The following is a 14804-nucleotide window of genomic DNA, read 5'->3' as shown; positions in this document are numbered from 1 at the left end:
ATGCCATCCGGTGCGCTGCTGTTCCAGAGCGTTCTCCTGGGTCTGCTGCTGGGCGGTCTCTACGCCCTGCTCGCCTCGGGGCTGACCCTCTACTTCGGCATCATGCGGGTGGTGATGATCGCCCACTCGGCGTTCCTCATCCTCGCCGCCTACCTGGCCTGGTACCTGCACGAACAGGCCGGCATCGACCCGCTGCTCTCGATGATCGTCACGGTTCCGCTCTTCTTCGGCGCCGGCGTCGGACTGCAGCGGCTCCTGCTGACCCGGTTACGGCCGGCCACCCTGACCATGATGTCGGTGCTGCTGACGTTCGCCATCGCGCTGCTCATCGAGGGGCTGCTCGGCTACGCGTTCACCGGCACGCAGCGGCGCATCAACCTCGGGTACGGCTCGGCCAGCATCGAGGTGTTCGGCGCGCGGATCGCGGTGGTCAAGCTGATCGCGTTCGTCCTCGCCGTGGTCGCGCTCAGCGCGCTCTACCTGCTGATGAAGAAGACCCGCTTCGGCTGGGCGCTGCGCGCGACCATCCAGCACCGGGACGCCGCCCGGCTGCTGGGCATCGACACCGACAGGGTGGCCGGCTTCGGCTTCGGCATCGGGCTGGCCACCGCGGCGATCGGCGGCACCGCGCTGTCGCTGGACACCACCATCTACCCCTCGTTGCACTGGCACTGGATCGGCCCGCTCATGGCGATCATCGTGGTCGGCGGGCTGGGCAGCGTGCCGGGCGCGGCCATGGCGGCGCTGGTGCTCGGGATGGCGCAGAGCCTGCTGCAGATCCCGCTCGGCACCACCTGGGCGCAGACGGTCTTCTACGTCGCGCTCTTCGCCACCCTGGCGATCCGGCCACAGGGATTCTTCGGAGGCCGCCTTGCTCAACGCTTCTAGAGTTCTCAAGATCTCGGCGGTCGTCCTGCTCGCGGTGGCGATCCTCGCCTTCCCGAGCCTCGCGCCGAACCCGTACATCCTCTCGGCCGGCGTGCTGGTGCTCAACTACGCGGTGCTCTCCACCTCGTGGAACTTCGTGGGCGGCTTCACCGGGTACATCTCGCTCGGGCACGGCGCGCTGGCCGGCCTGGGCGCGTACGGCACCGGTCTGCTGGTGGCGAAGGGCGGGCTTCCGCCCTTCCTCGCCCTCTTCGTGGGGGCCGGGCTGGTTGCATTGCTCGCGGTTCCGATCGGCTTCGCCGCCTTGAGGGTACGAGGGGCAAGCTTCGTGATCGTTTCGATCTCGCTGGTGCTGATCCTGCTGCTGGTCTTCCAGAGCTGGGCCTCGGTCACCGGCGGGTCGCGCGGCCTGGTCGTACCCCGGCCCTTCGACCTGAGTCGTCCCGAGCACCATCGGGTCTTCTACTACCTGTTCGCGGCGCTGCTCGCGGTGGCGCTGCTGGCCTGGTGGCTGATCGACCGCTCCCGGTTCGGGCTCGGCCTCAAGTCGATCCGCGAGGACGAGGACAAAGCGGAGGCGCTGGGGACGGCCACCTTCTCGTACAAATTGATCGTCTTCGTCGTTTCCGCGGGGTTCACCGCCCTGGCCGGTGGGATGTACGCGCTCTGGTTCGGCGACCTCGACCCGGTCTTCCAGTTCTCCATCCTCACCGGCTCCTACCTGGTGCTGATGGCGCTGCTCGGCGGGGTGCGGCAGCTGTTCGGGCCGGTGACCGGCGCGATCATCGTGGGCGTCGCGCTGGAATACTTCAAGGTCGAGTACGGCGACACCCCGCTGCACCTGGTCGCGACCGGCCTGCTGCTCGCGCTCGTGGTGCTCTTCATGCCGGACGGCATCCTGCCGGCCATCGGCGACCTGCTGAAACGCTTCGATCGCACGCAGCGGTCGTCGATCCGCGAGGTCACCGCGGCCGAGTTGCGCGAACAGCGGCTCACCGAAGCGAACGGGGCGGCGCGATGAGCACCTCACTGTCCACGACCGACCTGCGCAAGGCGTTCGGCGGCGTGACCGCCATCGACGGCGCCTCGGTGACGTTCCAGCACGGCAAGGTGAACGCGCTGATCGGGCCGAACGGCTCGGGCAAGACCACCTTCTTCAACTGCGTGACCGGGATGATCAAACCGGACAGCGGCTCGGTGACGTACGACGGCAAGGACATCACCGGGAAGGCGCCGCACCGGATCGCCCGGCACGGACTGGGCCGCACGTTCCAGCTCTGCCGGACCTTCCCGCGGATGACGGCCCTGGAGAACGTGCTGGCCGCCGTACCCCCGGGTGGTCTTCTCGGTGGCCTGCGCGGCGCACGGCGCCGCACCGAGATCGAGCGGGCCATGAGCTGGCTGACCCGGCTCGGCATCGAGCACCTGGCCGGCAACGAGGCCCGGGACATGTCCTGGGGCCAGCAGAAGCTCCTCGAACTGGCCGGCGTGCTGATGGCCGAGCCCGCGACGGTGCTGCTCGACGAGCCGGCCGGCGGGGTCAACCCGGCGCTGCTCGACCGGATCGGCGTGCTGGTCCGCGAGCTGAACGCGGAGGGCCGCACCTTCGTGATCGTCGAACACAACATGGACCTGGTCATGAGCATCAGCGACCACATCGTGGTCTTCGACAGGGGCCGGCCGATCGCTGAGGGACCGCCCTCGGTCATCCGCACCGACGAGAAAGTCCTGGGGGCATACCTTGGCGTCTGAACTCTCCCTCGTCGACATCGTCGCCGGCTACGGCCGTGCGGCGCCGGTGCTCCGCGGCTTCAGCGTCGAGGTGCCGGCCGGGAAGATCGTCTGCCTGGTCGGCCCGAACGGCGCCGGCAAGTCGACAGTGCTGAAGGTGGCCGGCGGCCTGCTCAAGCCGCGCGAAGGAAAAGTGCTCGTGGGCGGCGAGGAGGTCACCGGCCGCGGGCCGCAGGCCATGCTTGCCGCCGGGGTGTCGCTGGTCCTGCAGGGGCACAGCGTCTTCCGCGAGATGACCGTCGAGGAGAACGTGCTGCTCGGCGCGTACTCGATCAAGGACAAGGGACGCATCGCCGAGCGCGTGGCGTTCGTGAAAGAGGTCTTCCCGGTGGTCGCCGACCGCTGGGGATCGCTCGCCGGTCTGCTCTCCGGCGGGCAGCAGAAACAGGTGGAGTTCGCCCGGTCGCTCATGGTCGACCCGAAGGTCGTCCTGCTGGACGAGCCGTCGATGGGTCTCGACCCGAAGGCGACCGGCACGGTGTTCGAACAGGTCGTGCGGATGCGCGACGCCGGCACGGCGGTGCTGCTCGTCGAGCAGAACGCCCGCCGCGCGCTGGAGACCGCCGACCTCGGGTGCGTGCTCGACCTCGGGCGCGTGCACATCTCCGGGCCTGCCGCGGAACTACTGGCCGATCCACAGCTCGGGGAGCTCTACCTCGGCGGCCGTCCCGCCGAGCCGGAAGTCCGTCCGAAGATCTGAAAGGTCGTCCATGAGACGAGCCCTAGGAGTCGCCGTCGCCGCCGCGCTGGTAGCGACACTCGGAACACCGGTCAACGCGGGGGATCCAGGCCCGCGTGACGTCCATCCCTCCCTCCGCTCCGATCTGATCGCCTTCTACGACTTCGACCATCCGATGCCCGACGACCCGGCCCTCGAACGGGACCTGGGCCGGTCCGGCACGGAGATCGAACTGATCAACGGCGGCGCCGCACAGCGGGTGCCCGACTCCGCGTATCCGGGCAGCCGCCGGGCGCTCCAGACCAAGCAGGTCACGCCGGACGCCGCCGGCAACGACGACTGGAAGGCCGGCGTCTACTCGCCGACCGGGGTGCGTACGCTGCGCGCCTTCAACGCTGTGGGCGGCACCACGGTGATGGGCTGGTTCAAGCGCTCGATGGACGGGCCGGCCCCGAACACCGTCACGCCGGCCCCGGACGACCGGTTCAACGCGATCGGCCTGGCCGGCGTGCTGACCGGCGACTCCGACGGGCACGCGGTCCGCGCCCTGCTCGAACTGATCGACGTCCAGGGCACCCTGCGTCTCGTCGCCCTCGGCCGGCGGCTGGACGGCGGCGCCTCGCAGACGTTCGCGGCGAGCGCCGACTGGAAGACCCTGCTGCCCAAGGACCAGTGGGTGCACATCGCCGCGACCTTCGACTTCAACGCCGGGACCATGGCGCTGTACCGCAACGGCGTACCGGTCGAGGGCTTCTACACCGTGACCGGCGACCCGTGGCAGGTCGGCGGTCCCGGGGGGCCGTTCGTCACCACGGCCACCGACCCGCGCGGCATCAAGATCGGCGGGAGCTTCCCGCAGAACACCGTCGAGCGCAACCCGTGTGACTGCCGGATGGACGCGCTCATGTTCCTGGACCGCTCGCTGTCGGCCCGGGACGTCGCGAACCAGTACCGCTACATGAGAAGCCGGGGGTAACTCATGCGCCGCTACATCCTTCCCATCCTGCTCATTCTGTCCACATTGTTCATACCGAGCCAGGCCATGGCCGCCGCCGAGCCGATCGACGACCCGGTTCCGGTCGAACCGGTCGCCTCCCGCCTCGGTCTCGTTCTCGAGGAATACGCCCAGTTCCCGCAGTCCAACCCGACGCCGGCGCCGACCGACCCGCGCCTCATGCGGCACGCCCGGATCAACACGATCATGGAACTGCCGGACGGCTCGGGCCGGCGCGCCGTGCCCGACCTGAACGGCAACCTCTACCTGGTCAAGGACGGGGTGCCGCACGTCTACCTGGACGTGGCCGCCACCTTCGCGCCGCAGTTCTTCTCCGGCCGCGGTCTCGGCCAGGGCTTCGGGTACGTGACCTTCCACCCGGACTTCAAGTCCAACGGCCTCTTCTACACGATCCACACCGAGCAGGCCACGCTCACCACGGCGGTGCCGGACTTCCAGCAGTCGGGGACCACGCTCTTCCACGGTGTGATCAACGAGTGGAAGGCGACCGACCCGGCCGCCGACACGTTCGCCGGCACCCGGCGGGAGATCCTCCGGATCGGCTTCGCCGGCCAGATCCACGGCATCCAGGAGATCAACTTCAACCCGACCGCGCGTCGTGGTTCGGCCGAGTACGGCAAGCTCTACCTGGCCGTCGGTGACGGCGGCATCGGCGTGCGCACCACCGACCCGCAGAACCTCGCGATCCCGCACGGCAAGCTGATCCGGATCGACCCGGCCGGGAACAACTCGGCGAACGGCAAGTACGGCATCCCGGCCGACAACCCGTTCGTCGGCCAGGCCGGCGCGCTCGGCGAGATCTGGGCCTACGGTTTCCGCGACCCGCACCGGTTCAGCTGGGACCGGCAGACCGGCCGGATGTACCTCGGCCACATCGGCGAGAAGTCGACCGAGGCGATCTACGAGGTCCGCAGGGGCGACAACGCGGGCTGGAGCGAGCGCGAGGGCTACCTGGTCTTCGACCGGGCCGCCACCAACGTCTGCGACCGGCTCTACCCGCTTCCCGAGAACGACGCCGAGAACGGCTACGACTACCCGGTCGCCGTCTACGACCACAACCCGGCGCCCGGCTGGAACTGCACCGACGACGTCGGCGTCGCGGTGGCCGGCGGATTCGTCTATCGCGGCACCCGGATCCCGGCGCTGCGCGGCAAGTACGTCTTCGGCGACCTGGTCGCGGGCACCGTCTTCTACACCGAGACCAGCGAGATGAAGCGCGGCGGCCCGCCCGCCACGATCCACCGCCTGCACCTCTTCAACGCCGCCGGCGAGTCGGTCCGCATGCAGCAGCTCTCCTCCCCCGGCGCGCCCGGCAACCCGGAGCGGGTCGACCTGCGGTTCGGCACCGACAACCGGGGCGAGCTCTACATCCTGGCCAAGGCGAACGGCAAGGTGTGGAAGGTGACCGGTACGAAGACCTTCGCGGCCGGCTCGGTGGGACACCACCGGGTGGACGGCAAGGCGATCGCGTCCCACTGGGCGCCCGTCACGCCGGCGAAGTGGCAGTTCACCGGCAAGGAGATCATCCTGGCCGAGGCCGGGACCGACCCGGGCGCGCCGCGGCGGCCGTTCGAGTACGCGGTGCTGACCAAGGGCCCGGCGTTCTCCAGCGTGGAGGTGAAGGCCGAGGTCAGGCTGGACACCCCGGTCGACGTCTCGAACCGCGACGTGATCATCGTGTTCGGCTACCGGTCACCGACGCAGTTCTACTACGCGCACCTCTCCAGCGATAACACGATCTACCCGCACAACGGCATCTTCAAGGTCAACGACGCCGATCGCGAGCGGATCGACTACCAGTGGAACGGCCGGTCCCGCGGCGCCAACCCGGCGATCACGGACACCGCCTGGCACGACGTCAAGGTCAAGCACCTGCCGGCCACCGGCGAGATCGCCGTCTACGTCGACGGCGACCGCGACCCGATCATGACGGCGGTCGACAAGACCTTCGCCTCCGGCCGCGTCGGCTTCGGCTCCTTCGACAACATCGGCCGAGCCCGCCACTTCACCGCGACCGGCACCCCCGCGTCGTAGATCGCCCGCCCCTCCCCGTCCCCGCCCGCCCCTCATGCCGATCTTGTGAAGCTCCGCAGCAACGGTGCCGCACAGCCTCACGGGATCGGCGGAGGGAGGGGGAGAGGACGGGGAGCGGCCGGCCACTCCCCCGACGGCCGGCCGACCACGTGGCTCGAGTTACGGCTTCGCCTCGTACGCGATGTTGAAAGGCGTCTCCCCCACCCGCCGGAAGCGGGTGAAACCGGCGTCGGTGACGAGACGGCGGATGGGTTCCTCGCCGGCCTGGGCGCCGAGCGAGTAGCCGCCCTCCTGGGAGAGCGCGCTCGGCACGCACAGGAAGGCGGAGAACGCGTAGTAGGCCCGCCCCACCGGGTTCAGGTTGTCGGCGACCGTGGCGCCGGCCGCCGGCTCGACGATCAGCCAGCTGCCGTCCGATTTCAGCTCGCCGAGGACGTGCCGGGCCGCACCCAGCGGGTCGCCCATGTCGTGCAGCGCGTCGAACGTGGTGACCAGGTCGTACGGTCCCCCGCCGAAGGTCTGCGCGCCGGCCACCTCGAAGCTGACGGCGGCGAGGGAGCGCTTGCGGGCGTGCTCGATCGACCCGGCGTGCAGATCCGAGCCGGTGAAGGACGAGTTCGGGTACGCCCGTGCCATCAGCTCGGTCGACGCCCCGTGACCGCAGCCCACGTCGGCGACCCGGGCGCCGGACCGCAGTTTCTCCTCGGCGCCGTCGAGCGCCGGGATCCACGCGGTGACCAGGTTGGCGCTGTACGCCGGCCGGAAGAAGCGTTCGCAGCCGCTGAACACGTCCTCGTCGTGCTCGTGCCAGCCGATGCCCTCACCGGTCTTGAAGGCCGTGGTGACGCGTTGCGAGGCCCGCAGCGCGCCGAGGGCCAGCTGGAACGCGCCGGGCGCGAAGATCGGGCCGTCCGGGTCGGTGAGCGCGAACGTCTGCTCCGGGGTCATCGAGTAGTGGCCGGTCGAGGGGTCGTACTCGACGTACCCGCCGGCGGCCTGCCCGCGCAGCCACTCCTCGACGTAGCGGGGCGCCGTCCCGGTCCGCTCGGCGAGCTCTTGAGGCAGGGCCGGCGCCGTCGAGAGGGCCTTGTAGAGGCCGAGCCGGTCGCCGACGACGATCCCGCCGGCCGCCATCGTGGCGCCGAGATCGCCGACGAATCGGTGCACGAATTCCATGAGTTTCTGCTCGTCAACTGTCATGAATCCGTTCTACGGGTGTCGCCGCGGCCGGGAATCGGTGTGCACTACCTAAGACGGAGGAGGGATCTACCTAGAAGTGCTGGAACGCGAGCGTGAACTCGCCGAGCTGGGCGCCGCCGCCCGGCAGGCCCGGGACGGCCGGGGCTCGGTCGTGCTGGTCACCGGCGAGGCGGGGATCGGCAAGTCCACGGTGGTGTCGGCGGTCCGCTCGGTGCTGCCGGCCGAGGGCCGGCTGCTGGTCGGCTACTGCGACGACCTGGCCACCCCGCGGGTGCTCGGCCCGCTGCGCGACCTGGTCGGCAAGGTGGGCACGGCGCTGACCGAGGCGCTGAACGGCGGCGACCGCACGCGGGTGTTCGAGGCGGTACGCACCGAGCTGGACTGGCCGGGCCACCCGACCGTGCTGGTCGTCGAGGACCTGCACTGGGCCGACGAGGCGACGCTCGACGTGCTGCGGTTCCTGGTGCGCCGCATCGCCACGCTGCCGGTCGTGCTGGTCGGGACGTACCGGGACGACGAGATCGACGCGGGCCATCCGCTGCACGGCCTGATCGGCATGGCGAAACCGGTGCGCCGCCTGCCGCTGGCCCGGCTCTCCCTGGAGGCCGTCGGGAAGCTCGCCAAGGACAAGGCGACCGAGATCTTCGCGATCACCGACGGCAACCCGTTCTTCGTCACGGAGGTACTCGGGGCGGGCGACGTCGATGCCGTCCCGGCCACCGTGACCGAGGCCGTCCACGCCCGCCTGCAGACCCTCGACGGCCCCTGCCGCACCGCGCTCGGCCTGCTCAGCGTCATTCCGTCCGCGGTGGACGCCGCCCTGGTGGAACGCGTCGTCCCGGGCGGCCTCGACGCCCTGGCCCCGGCCGAGCAGCGCGGCATGCTGTCGGTGACGCCGGCCCGGGTGGCGTTCCGGCACGAGCTGATGCGCCGGGCCGTGGCGGCCGGGCTGACCGCGTCCCGCCGGATCGCCGCGAACCGGGCCGTGCTGGCCGCGCTGCTGGAGTTCGGCGACGCCGACCTGTCCCGGGTCGTGCACCACGCGACCGAGGCCGGCGCCACCGAGCTGATCGTGCAGTACGCGCCGGCCGCGGCCCGCGAGGCGGCGAAGGCGGGCTCGCACCGGGAGGCGGCCGCCCACTACCGGACCGTGCTGGAGCACCGGTCCGCGTTCCCGCCGGCCGAGCGGGCGGATCTGCTGGAGGAGTACGCCGAGGAGTCGTACATGCTGGGCCGGGACGAGCCCGCGGTGACCGCGCAGCGCGAGGCGGTCGGGCTCCGGCGCGCGCTGCCGGACCGGGTGGCGCTGGGCCTGGCGCTGCGCCGGCTGTCCCGGTTCCACTGGTACGCGGGGGTCCGCCCGCCGGCCGAGAAGGCCGCCGTCGAAGCGGTGGCGGTCCTCGAGGACGCCGGTGACCCGGCCGCGCTGGCGTACGGTCTCAGCAACGCCTCCCAGCTGCACGCCCTCGGCGGCGAGAGCGCCGAGGCGATCCGCACCGGCGAGCGGGCGATCGCGCTCGCGGCCGACCCCGCGGTGCTGTCGCACGCGATCAACAACGTCGGCTACGCCTACTGGGATCTCGGTGACGCCGCCCGCGGCCGGCGGATGCTCGAGGAGAGCCTGCGGGTGGCGCTCGAGGCCGGCGAGGACGACCACGCCTGCCGCGCCTACGTGAACGCCGCCTGGCATCTCATCGACGACCTGCGGCTGGACGAGGCGAGCGCGCTCCTCGACGCCGGGATGGCGTTCGCGGAACGTACCGAAGTGCTGGGTTTCCTCCGCTATCAGCACATCACCCGCTCGGTCGTGCACCTGCAGCGCTGCGAGTGGGACGACGCGGAACGCCACGCCCGCTGGGAGGAGGGCGCGCCCGCGATGATGCGCACTCCCGCTCTCGTGGTGCGGGGCCTGCTGCGAATCCGCCGCGGCCTGCCCGGCGGTGAGGGGCGGATCGAGGAGGCCTGGGAGATCGCCCGCGGCATCGGCGAGGCGCAGCGCATCGGCCCGGCAGGCGCCGCGATGGCCGAGGCGGCCTGGTTGCGTGACGATCCCGCGGTCGGCGAGCGGCTGGCGCCCACCTATCGCGAGCGTCTCGCCGCCGAGGGCGGCCGCCGCCTCGCGGCCTTCGGCACGTGGCTGGTCCGGCTGGGCGTTCCGGTTCCGCTTCCCCCTTCCCTGTACGCCGGGAAGCCCACCGCGCATGACCTCGCCCGCCGCGCGAGACGGTCCGGCTGCCACTACGACGAGGCCGTCGCTCTCGGCGACAGCGGCGAACCCGCGGACCTGCTCGCCGCGATCCGCATCCTGGACGGCATCAGCGCCGCGCCGGTGGCCCGCAGGCTCCGGTCCCGCCTCCGGGGGCTCGGCGTGGCCCGCATCCCGCGCGGCCCGGCCCCGGCCACCCGCGGCAACATCGCCGGGCTCACCGGCCGGCAGGCCGAGGTGCTGCGCCTGCTCGCCGCCGGCCTGACCAACCCGGAGATCGCGGCGAGGCTGGTCCTGTCCACCCGGACCGTGGACGCGCACGTGGCGGCCATCCTGGTGAAGCTGGGCGCCCGCAACCGCCACGACGCGGTCTCCCGGGCGAGGGAGATCGGCGGCCTGCCAGAATCGTCGGGTGCGTGAAGTCATCGACGGCGTGTTCGAGATCCGCCTGGGCTACGTGAACGTGCACCTCGTGGTCACCGACGACGGCCTGGTCCTGATCGACACCGGGCTGCCCGGCCGCGCGCCGGCGATCGAGCGGGCCCTGCACGGAATCCGGCGCAGCCTCGGCGAGGTGCGTACCGTGCTGGTCACCCACCACCACCCCGACCACGTCGGCAGCCTGGCCGAGGTGAAACGGCGCAGCGGCGCCCGCCTGGTCGCGCACGCCGCCGACGCCCCGCACATCACCGGCGCGTTCCCGGCGGCCCCGCCCGCGGGCGTGCTCGGCAAGCTGGTGAGCCGCCTCATCGGCACGGTCGAGCCGACGAAACTCGACCAGCTCGTCGGCGACGGCGCCGAGCCGCTGCCCGGGTTCACCGCGCTGCACACGCCCGGGCACACCCGCGGCCACCTCTCCTTCCTGCTGGACCGGGACGGCGGCATCCTCTTCGCCGGCGACGCGGCCGGCAGCCGGGGCGGCAAGGTCGGCCCGCCGCCCGGCCCGGTGACCGCCGACCCGGCCGAGGCCCGGGAGAGCCTGAAACGGCTGGCCGGCGAGCAGTTCACGCACGCCGTCTTCGGCCACGGAAGGGCCGTGACCGGGCGCGCCGTGGAGGCGTTCCGCGCGGCGCTGTAGCGGGTAGGTAAGAATCTGTCGACCAAGGGAAAGGACCCTCGCGTGACGGACGAACCGCTCTACGCCCAGCTGGGATTCACCGACGCCGAGTGGGGGCTGATCGCCGGCCTGCCGCAGTCGGTGCTCACCGCGGCGAGCGCCGCCACCCCCGACAGCGCCCGCAAGACCCGTGCCGAGGTCGCCGCCGGCCTGGACCGCATCTCGGACGCCCGCGCCTCGGCGAGCCCGCTCGTCGCGGCCGCCGCCGCAGCCGCCGTGATCGAAGCCGGCGACCCCGAACTCGGCGAGGAACCTCCGGTGATCGAGCCGAGCGACCCGGCCGGCTACGCCGCCGACGTCCTGGCCCGGGCCGCCGAGGCCGCCGCACTCCTCGCCGTGAAGGCCTCGGCCGCCGACGCCGAGACCTACAAGCACTGGCTCGTCGAGATCGCCGACGAGGTGGTGGGAGCCGCCTCCTCCGGCGGCGTGCTGGGCATCGGCGCCGAGTCCATCACCGAGAGCGAGCGCTCCTTCCGCGACGACCTGGCCAAAATCCTGGCAGGCTGACCCCATTTCACAGCGCGCTGGCGTACATCCCCCAACCCGGCTGTACGCCAGCGCTCCCTCCGCGCCCGATTTGTCGCCCTGTAGTACAGCCACCCACCGCGGCTGCACGCCACGGCTGCCTCCGCGCCCGAATTGTCGCCCTGCAGTACAGCCACCCACCGCGGCCGCACACCACGGCAGCCCCACGCCCGAATTGTCGCCCTGCAGTACAGCCACCCACCGCGGCCGCACACCACGGCAGCCCCCACGCCCGAATTGTCGCCCTGCAGTACAGCCCGGTCGGCGGGGACGGGCCAGCCGGCGGGAGCGGGGACGGGCGTGGGTGTCAGGGGTCAGGTGGGTGGGCGCCAGTTCATGACCGGGTCCATCTGGCGCAGGATCAGGTCGGGGCCGAGCCGGCCGGCCAGTGACATCGCCGTGTTGCGCGCCCACTCGGCGAGCGGGTTGTCGAGGCCGGCGAGGCGGCCGATGCGCCGGGACTCCTTCGCCACCATCGTGACGCGCGGGAGCCTTGAGGCCGTATATCGCGACAAGTCGGGAACCGAAGCCGCCAGCACCGCCGCGTCCTCGATCGCCTGGCACGCGCCCTGACCGAGGTTCGGCGTCATGGCGTGCGCGGCGTCGCCGAGCAGCGCCACCTTCCCGGAGTGCAGGGTGGGCAGCGGCTCGTCGAGGCAGCGGATGTCGGTCCGGGTCACCTCCGGCGCGGAACGGATCAGCGCCGGGATCGGGTCGTGCCACCCCGCGAAGTGCCGCAGCAGCTCAGCCTTCTCGCCGGCCGAACCGGCCGCCGCGCCCCCGGCCGAACCAGCCGCCGTGCCCCCAACCGGAGCAGCCGCCGTAGCCCCGGCCGAACCGGCCGCCGTGGCCCCGGCCGGAGCGGGCGCTGTCGCATAGCAGTAGACCCGTCCATCGCCCAGTTCCGCGATCCCGAAGACCTTGCCGCCACCCCAGCTCTCCGCGATCTCCAGCGTTCCGCCCGGGTGCGACACGACGATCCGCCAGCTGGTGACTCCGGTGTGGACGGGCCCGGGGAAGCCGGGGAGCAGCTTCCCCCGTACGGATGATCGCAGTCCATCGGCCGCGACCACCAGATCAGCCGCAAGCGTCCCCTCGGCCGTGACCACCGACCCGCTCTCCGGATCGACGTCCGAGGCCGCCAGGCCGAGGCGGAGCGCTTCCGGCGGGAGAGCGGCCACCAGCGCGTCGACGAGCATGGCACGGTGCATCACGATGACGTCATCGCCGAAGCGGGCCCGGGCTCGACCGGCGTCGGTACGGGTGATCCAGCTCCCGTCCGGCCGGCGGATCCCGGCGGTACCCTGCAACGCCGACTGGGAGCGGACGCGATCGCCGACGCCGAGCGCGTCGAGGACCCGCAGCGCGTTCGGGGCGACGGCGAGCCCGGCGCCGACCACCTCGAGCGTGGGGGCGCGTTCCAGGACGGTGACGTCCCAGCCGCGGCGCCGCAGCGCGATCCCCGCGGTCAGCCCGCCGATCCCCGCCCCGATCACCACGGCTCGTGACATGAACCCGATCCTCGCACGACAATCCGGGAGTGGAGGAACACGTGGTCGACGAATACGTGCAGGCCCGTCCCGCCCCGGCGCTGCGGCCCTATGCCGGGCTCTACTCCGGCTACCGCCAGCGTGGTGTGCCGCCGGCGCGTCACCGCGGGCTGCCGTCCCCGTACCTGACCCTGATCTTCACGATCGACGAGCCTCTCGTGGTGGCGGCTCATCCGGATCCGCGGCAGCGTCCGGGCACGTTCGCGGCGCTGATCGGCGGGCTGCACCTGGCGCCCGCGCTGATCACCCACGACGGCCGTCAGTCCGGCGTGCAGGTGGCCGTCTCGCCGGCCGGGTGCCGCGCGCTGTTCGGCCTGCCCGCCGCCGAGCTGGCGAACCTCGACGTGGACGCGTCGGCGGTGCTCGGCGATCCGCTCATCCACGAGATCCGCGAGCGTCTGGCGGCGGCGCCCGATTGGCCGGCCCGCTTCGCGGCCCTGGACACCGCCTTGGTCGCGCTTCTGCGCGACGGTCACTCTGCAGACCCGATCGGGTACGCCTACCGTCGCCTGGTCCGGCACGACGTGCCGATAGCCGCGCTCGCCGAGGAGATCGGGTGGAGTGGCCGTCACCTCACCGGCAGATTCCGCGCCGAGCTCGGGTTGCGTCCGAAGGAGGCGTCCCGGGTGGCCCGCTTCGACCGGGCGCGCCGGGCGGTCCGGCCGGGTGTGCGGCTCGCCGACGTCGCGGCCGCGCACGGCTACGCCGACCAGTCGCACATGGTCCGCGAGTTCCGGGCGTTCGCCGGCTGCTCGCCGAGCCGGTGGCTGGCCGACGAGTTCGGTTTCGTCCAAGCCCAGCCGGTGTTCGGCGGCGACGATGAACCCCATGACGACTTTCGTATGGCCGACCCTGCAGGCGCATGACGCCCGCGCACTCATCCGATTCCTGGTGGACGCGTTCGGTTTCGAGGAGACCGTCGTGTACGGCTCCGGCGACCAGGTGGACCACGCCCAGCTGGACTGGCCGCTCGGCGGCGGCATCATGCTCGGCTCGGGGAAACCGGACTCGGTCTGGAAGCTGACGCCCGGGACGTTCGGCGCCTACGTCGTGACCGACGACGTCGACGCCCTGCACGAGCGGGCCGCCGCGGCCGGCGCCGAGATCCTGAAGAAGCCGTTCGACACCGACTACGGGTCGCGGGACTTCACGGCCCGCGACCCGGAGGGCAATCTGTGGAGTTTCGGCACCTACCGGGGCGAGCCCCGCACGACTCAGCAGGCGTAGGGGACCTCCACCGAGGTCAGGTGCGCGAGCGCCTGGTTCACCTCGGTCGGGGTGGCGAACTGCTGGAATCGCGGGCCGATCGCCAGGTCCACCACGTCGTCGGTCCGGGTGGGGTCGACGACGATCGTGGCCTGGGCGAGCAGGTACGCGTTGATCAGGGTGCCCCGGCCGGCCGCGGCCGGACCGACGTGGATCGTCGCGACCTCCCGGGCCGGCCTCGCCGTGCTCGGCTCGCCGGCGGCGGCGTCGAACCCGCGGCCGCGCAGATCCCGGGCCAGGGCCTCCCCGCCTGCCCCGGCCAGAACCCGCACCTTCACCTCGCCGGTCGACGCCGGGATCTCGGTGTCCGCCGGAACCGCGCAGGCCGGCGCCGGATCCCCGGAGGGCGCGGCGCCGACCGGCGTCGTCCGCTCCGGTCGGGACAGCAGCACCGATCCGGCGGCCACCGCGACGATGAGGGCCGCGGCCGATCCCGCGGCGGCGGCCCGGCGGCGGGACCGGCGGTGCCTGCCATGGGCGCGGATCCCGAAGGCCGCGGAGAACGCGTCGAAGTCCTCAGGTGTTCGCATACT

General features: G+C 72.0%; 14 protein-coding genes. 11 read left to right on the top strand and 3 right to left on the bottom strand.

The features are described from left to right. Genes AB0G10_RS06720 through AB0G10_RS06695 form a run of 6 tightly spaced genes read left to right on the top strand, consistent with a single transcriptional unit; the run spans nt 1 to nt 6407 of the window. Nucleotides 1–888 carry a branched-chain amino acid ABC transporter permease gene (locus AB0G10_RS06720; protein ID WP_360917539.1) on the top strand — a complete coding sequence of 296 codons (888 nt, stop codon included), beginning with the start codon at nt 1–3 and terminating at the stop codon, nt 886–888. Continuing rightward, entirely contained in the window at nt 872–1909 is a 1038-nt protein-coding gene (locus tag AB0G10_RS06715) for a branched-chain amino acid ABC transporter permease (RefSeq protein ID WP_360917536.1), read from the top strand. Before AB0G10_RS06720 ends, AB0G10_RS06715 begins: the two co-directional genes overlap by 17 nt. Further along, the gene (locus AB0G10_RS06710) at nt 1906–2640 is read left to right on the top strand and encodes an ABC transporter ATP-binding protein (protein ID WP_360917533.1); all 735 of its coding nucleotides are present in this window, start codon (nt 1906–1908) and stop codon (nt 2638–2640) included. The genes AB0G10_RS06715 and AB0G10_RS06710 overlap by 4 nt, the downstream gene beginning before the upstream one ends. Next, entirely contained in the window at nt 2630–3379 is a 750-nt protein-coding gene (locus AB0G10_RS06705) for an ABC transporter ATP-binding protein (protein ID WP_360917530.1), read from the top strand. Before AB0G10_RS06710 ends, AB0G10_RS06705 begins: the two co-directional genes overlap by 11 nt. A 10-nt stretch (nt 3380–3389) precedes the next feature. Beyond that, nucleotides 3390–4334 (top strand): LamG-like jellyroll fold domain-containing protein, encoded by a 945-nt coding sequence (locus AB0G10_RS06700; RefSeq protein WP_360917528.1) that lies wholly within the window; start codon nt 3390–3392, stop codon nt 4332–4334. 3 nt (nt 4335–4337) lie between these two features. Continuing rightward, entirely contained in the window at nt 4338–6407 is a 2070-nt protein-coding gene (locus AB0G10_RS06695) for a PQQ-dependent sugar dehydrogenase (protein WP_360917525.1), read from the top strand. 159 nt (nt 6408–6566) lie between these two features. Here AB0G10_RS06695 and AB0G10_RS06690 read toward each other — a convergent pair whose 3' ends face one another. Beyond that, nucleotides 6567–7607 (bottom strand): class I SAM-dependent methyltransferase, encoded by a 1041-nt coding sequence (locus AB0G10_RS06690; protein ID WP_360917522.1) that lies wholly within the window; start codon nt 7605–7607, stop codon nt 6567–6569. A gap of 76 nt (nt 7608–7683) precedes the next feature. Between AB0G10_RS06690 and AB0G10_RS06685 the strand changes: the two genes are divergently transcribed. From AB0G10_RS06685 to AB0G10_RS06675, 3 genes are read left to right on the top strand one after another with little or no spacing between them, the layout of a single operon-like run. Then, nucleotides 7684–10233 carry an AAA family ATPase gene (locus AB0G10_RS06685; protein ID WP_360917519.1) on the top strand — a complete coding sequence of 850 codons (2550 nt, stop codon included), beginning with the start codon at nt 7684–7686 and terminating at the stop codon, nt 10231–10233. After that, entirely contained in the window at nt 10226–10891 is a 666-nt protein-coding gene (locus tag AB0G10_RS06680; protein ID WP_360917516.1) for an MBL fold metallo-hydrolase, read from the top strand. The genes AB0G10_RS06685 and AB0G10_RS06680 overlap by 8 nt, the downstream gene beginning before the upstream one ends. Nucleotides 10892–10933: 42 nt before the next feature. After that, nucleotides 10934–11437, top strand: coding sequence for a hypothetical protein (locus AB0G10_RS06675; protein ID WP_360917513.1), 504 nt, complete (start codon nt 10934–10936; stop codon nt 11435–11437). Nucleotides 11438–11769: 332 nt separating this feature from the next. Here AB0G10_RS06675 and AB0G10_RS06670 read toward each other — a convergent pair whose 3' ends face one another. Continuing rightward, nucleotides 11770–12966, bottom strand: a complete 1197-nt coding sequence (locus AB0G10_RS06670) for an FAD-dependent monooxygenase (RefSeq protein ID WP_360917510.1) — start codon at nt 12964–12966, stop codon at nt 11770–11772. Between the two features lie 29 nt (nt 12967–12995). Here AB0G10_RS06670 and AB0G10_RS06665 point away from each other — a divergent pair, with 29 nt between their 5' ends. Both AB0G10_RS06665 and AB0G10_RS06660 read left to right on the top strand, forming a co-directional pair. Further along, nucleotides 12996–13871 (top strand): helix-turn-helix domain-containing protein, encoded by an 876-nt coding sequence (locus AB0G10_RS06665; protein ID WP_360917507.1) that lies wholly within the window; start codon nt 12996–12998, stop codon nt 13869–13871. After that, complete coding sequence (locus AB0G10_RS06660; RefSeq protein WP_360917504.1) at nt 13834–14232, top strand: VOC family protein; 399 nt, start codon at nt 13834–13836, stop codon at nt 14230–14232. The genes AB0G10_RS06665 and AB0G10_RS06660 overlap by 38 nt, the downstream gene beginning before the upstream one ends. Here AB0G10_RS06660 and AB0G10_RS06655 read toward each other — a convergent pair. Then, nucleotides 14220–14801, bottom strand: coding sequence for a hypothetical protein (locus tag AB0G10_RS06655; protein ID WP_360917501.1), 582 nt, complete (start codon nt 14799–14801; stop codon nt 14220–14222). The genes AB0G10_RS06660 and AB0G10_RS06655 overlap by 13 nt on opposite strands. Nucleotides 14802–14804: the final 3 nt, after the last annotated feature.

The organism is Actinoplanes sp. NPDC023714, from assembly GCF_040639855.1.
Classification (GTDB): Bacteria; Actinomycetota; Actinomycetes; order Mycobacteriales; family Micromonosporaceae; genus Actinoplanes.
The sequence above is the reverse complement of the archived record's forward strand: the minus strand, read 5'-3'. Positions and strand labels throughout refer to the sequence as shown.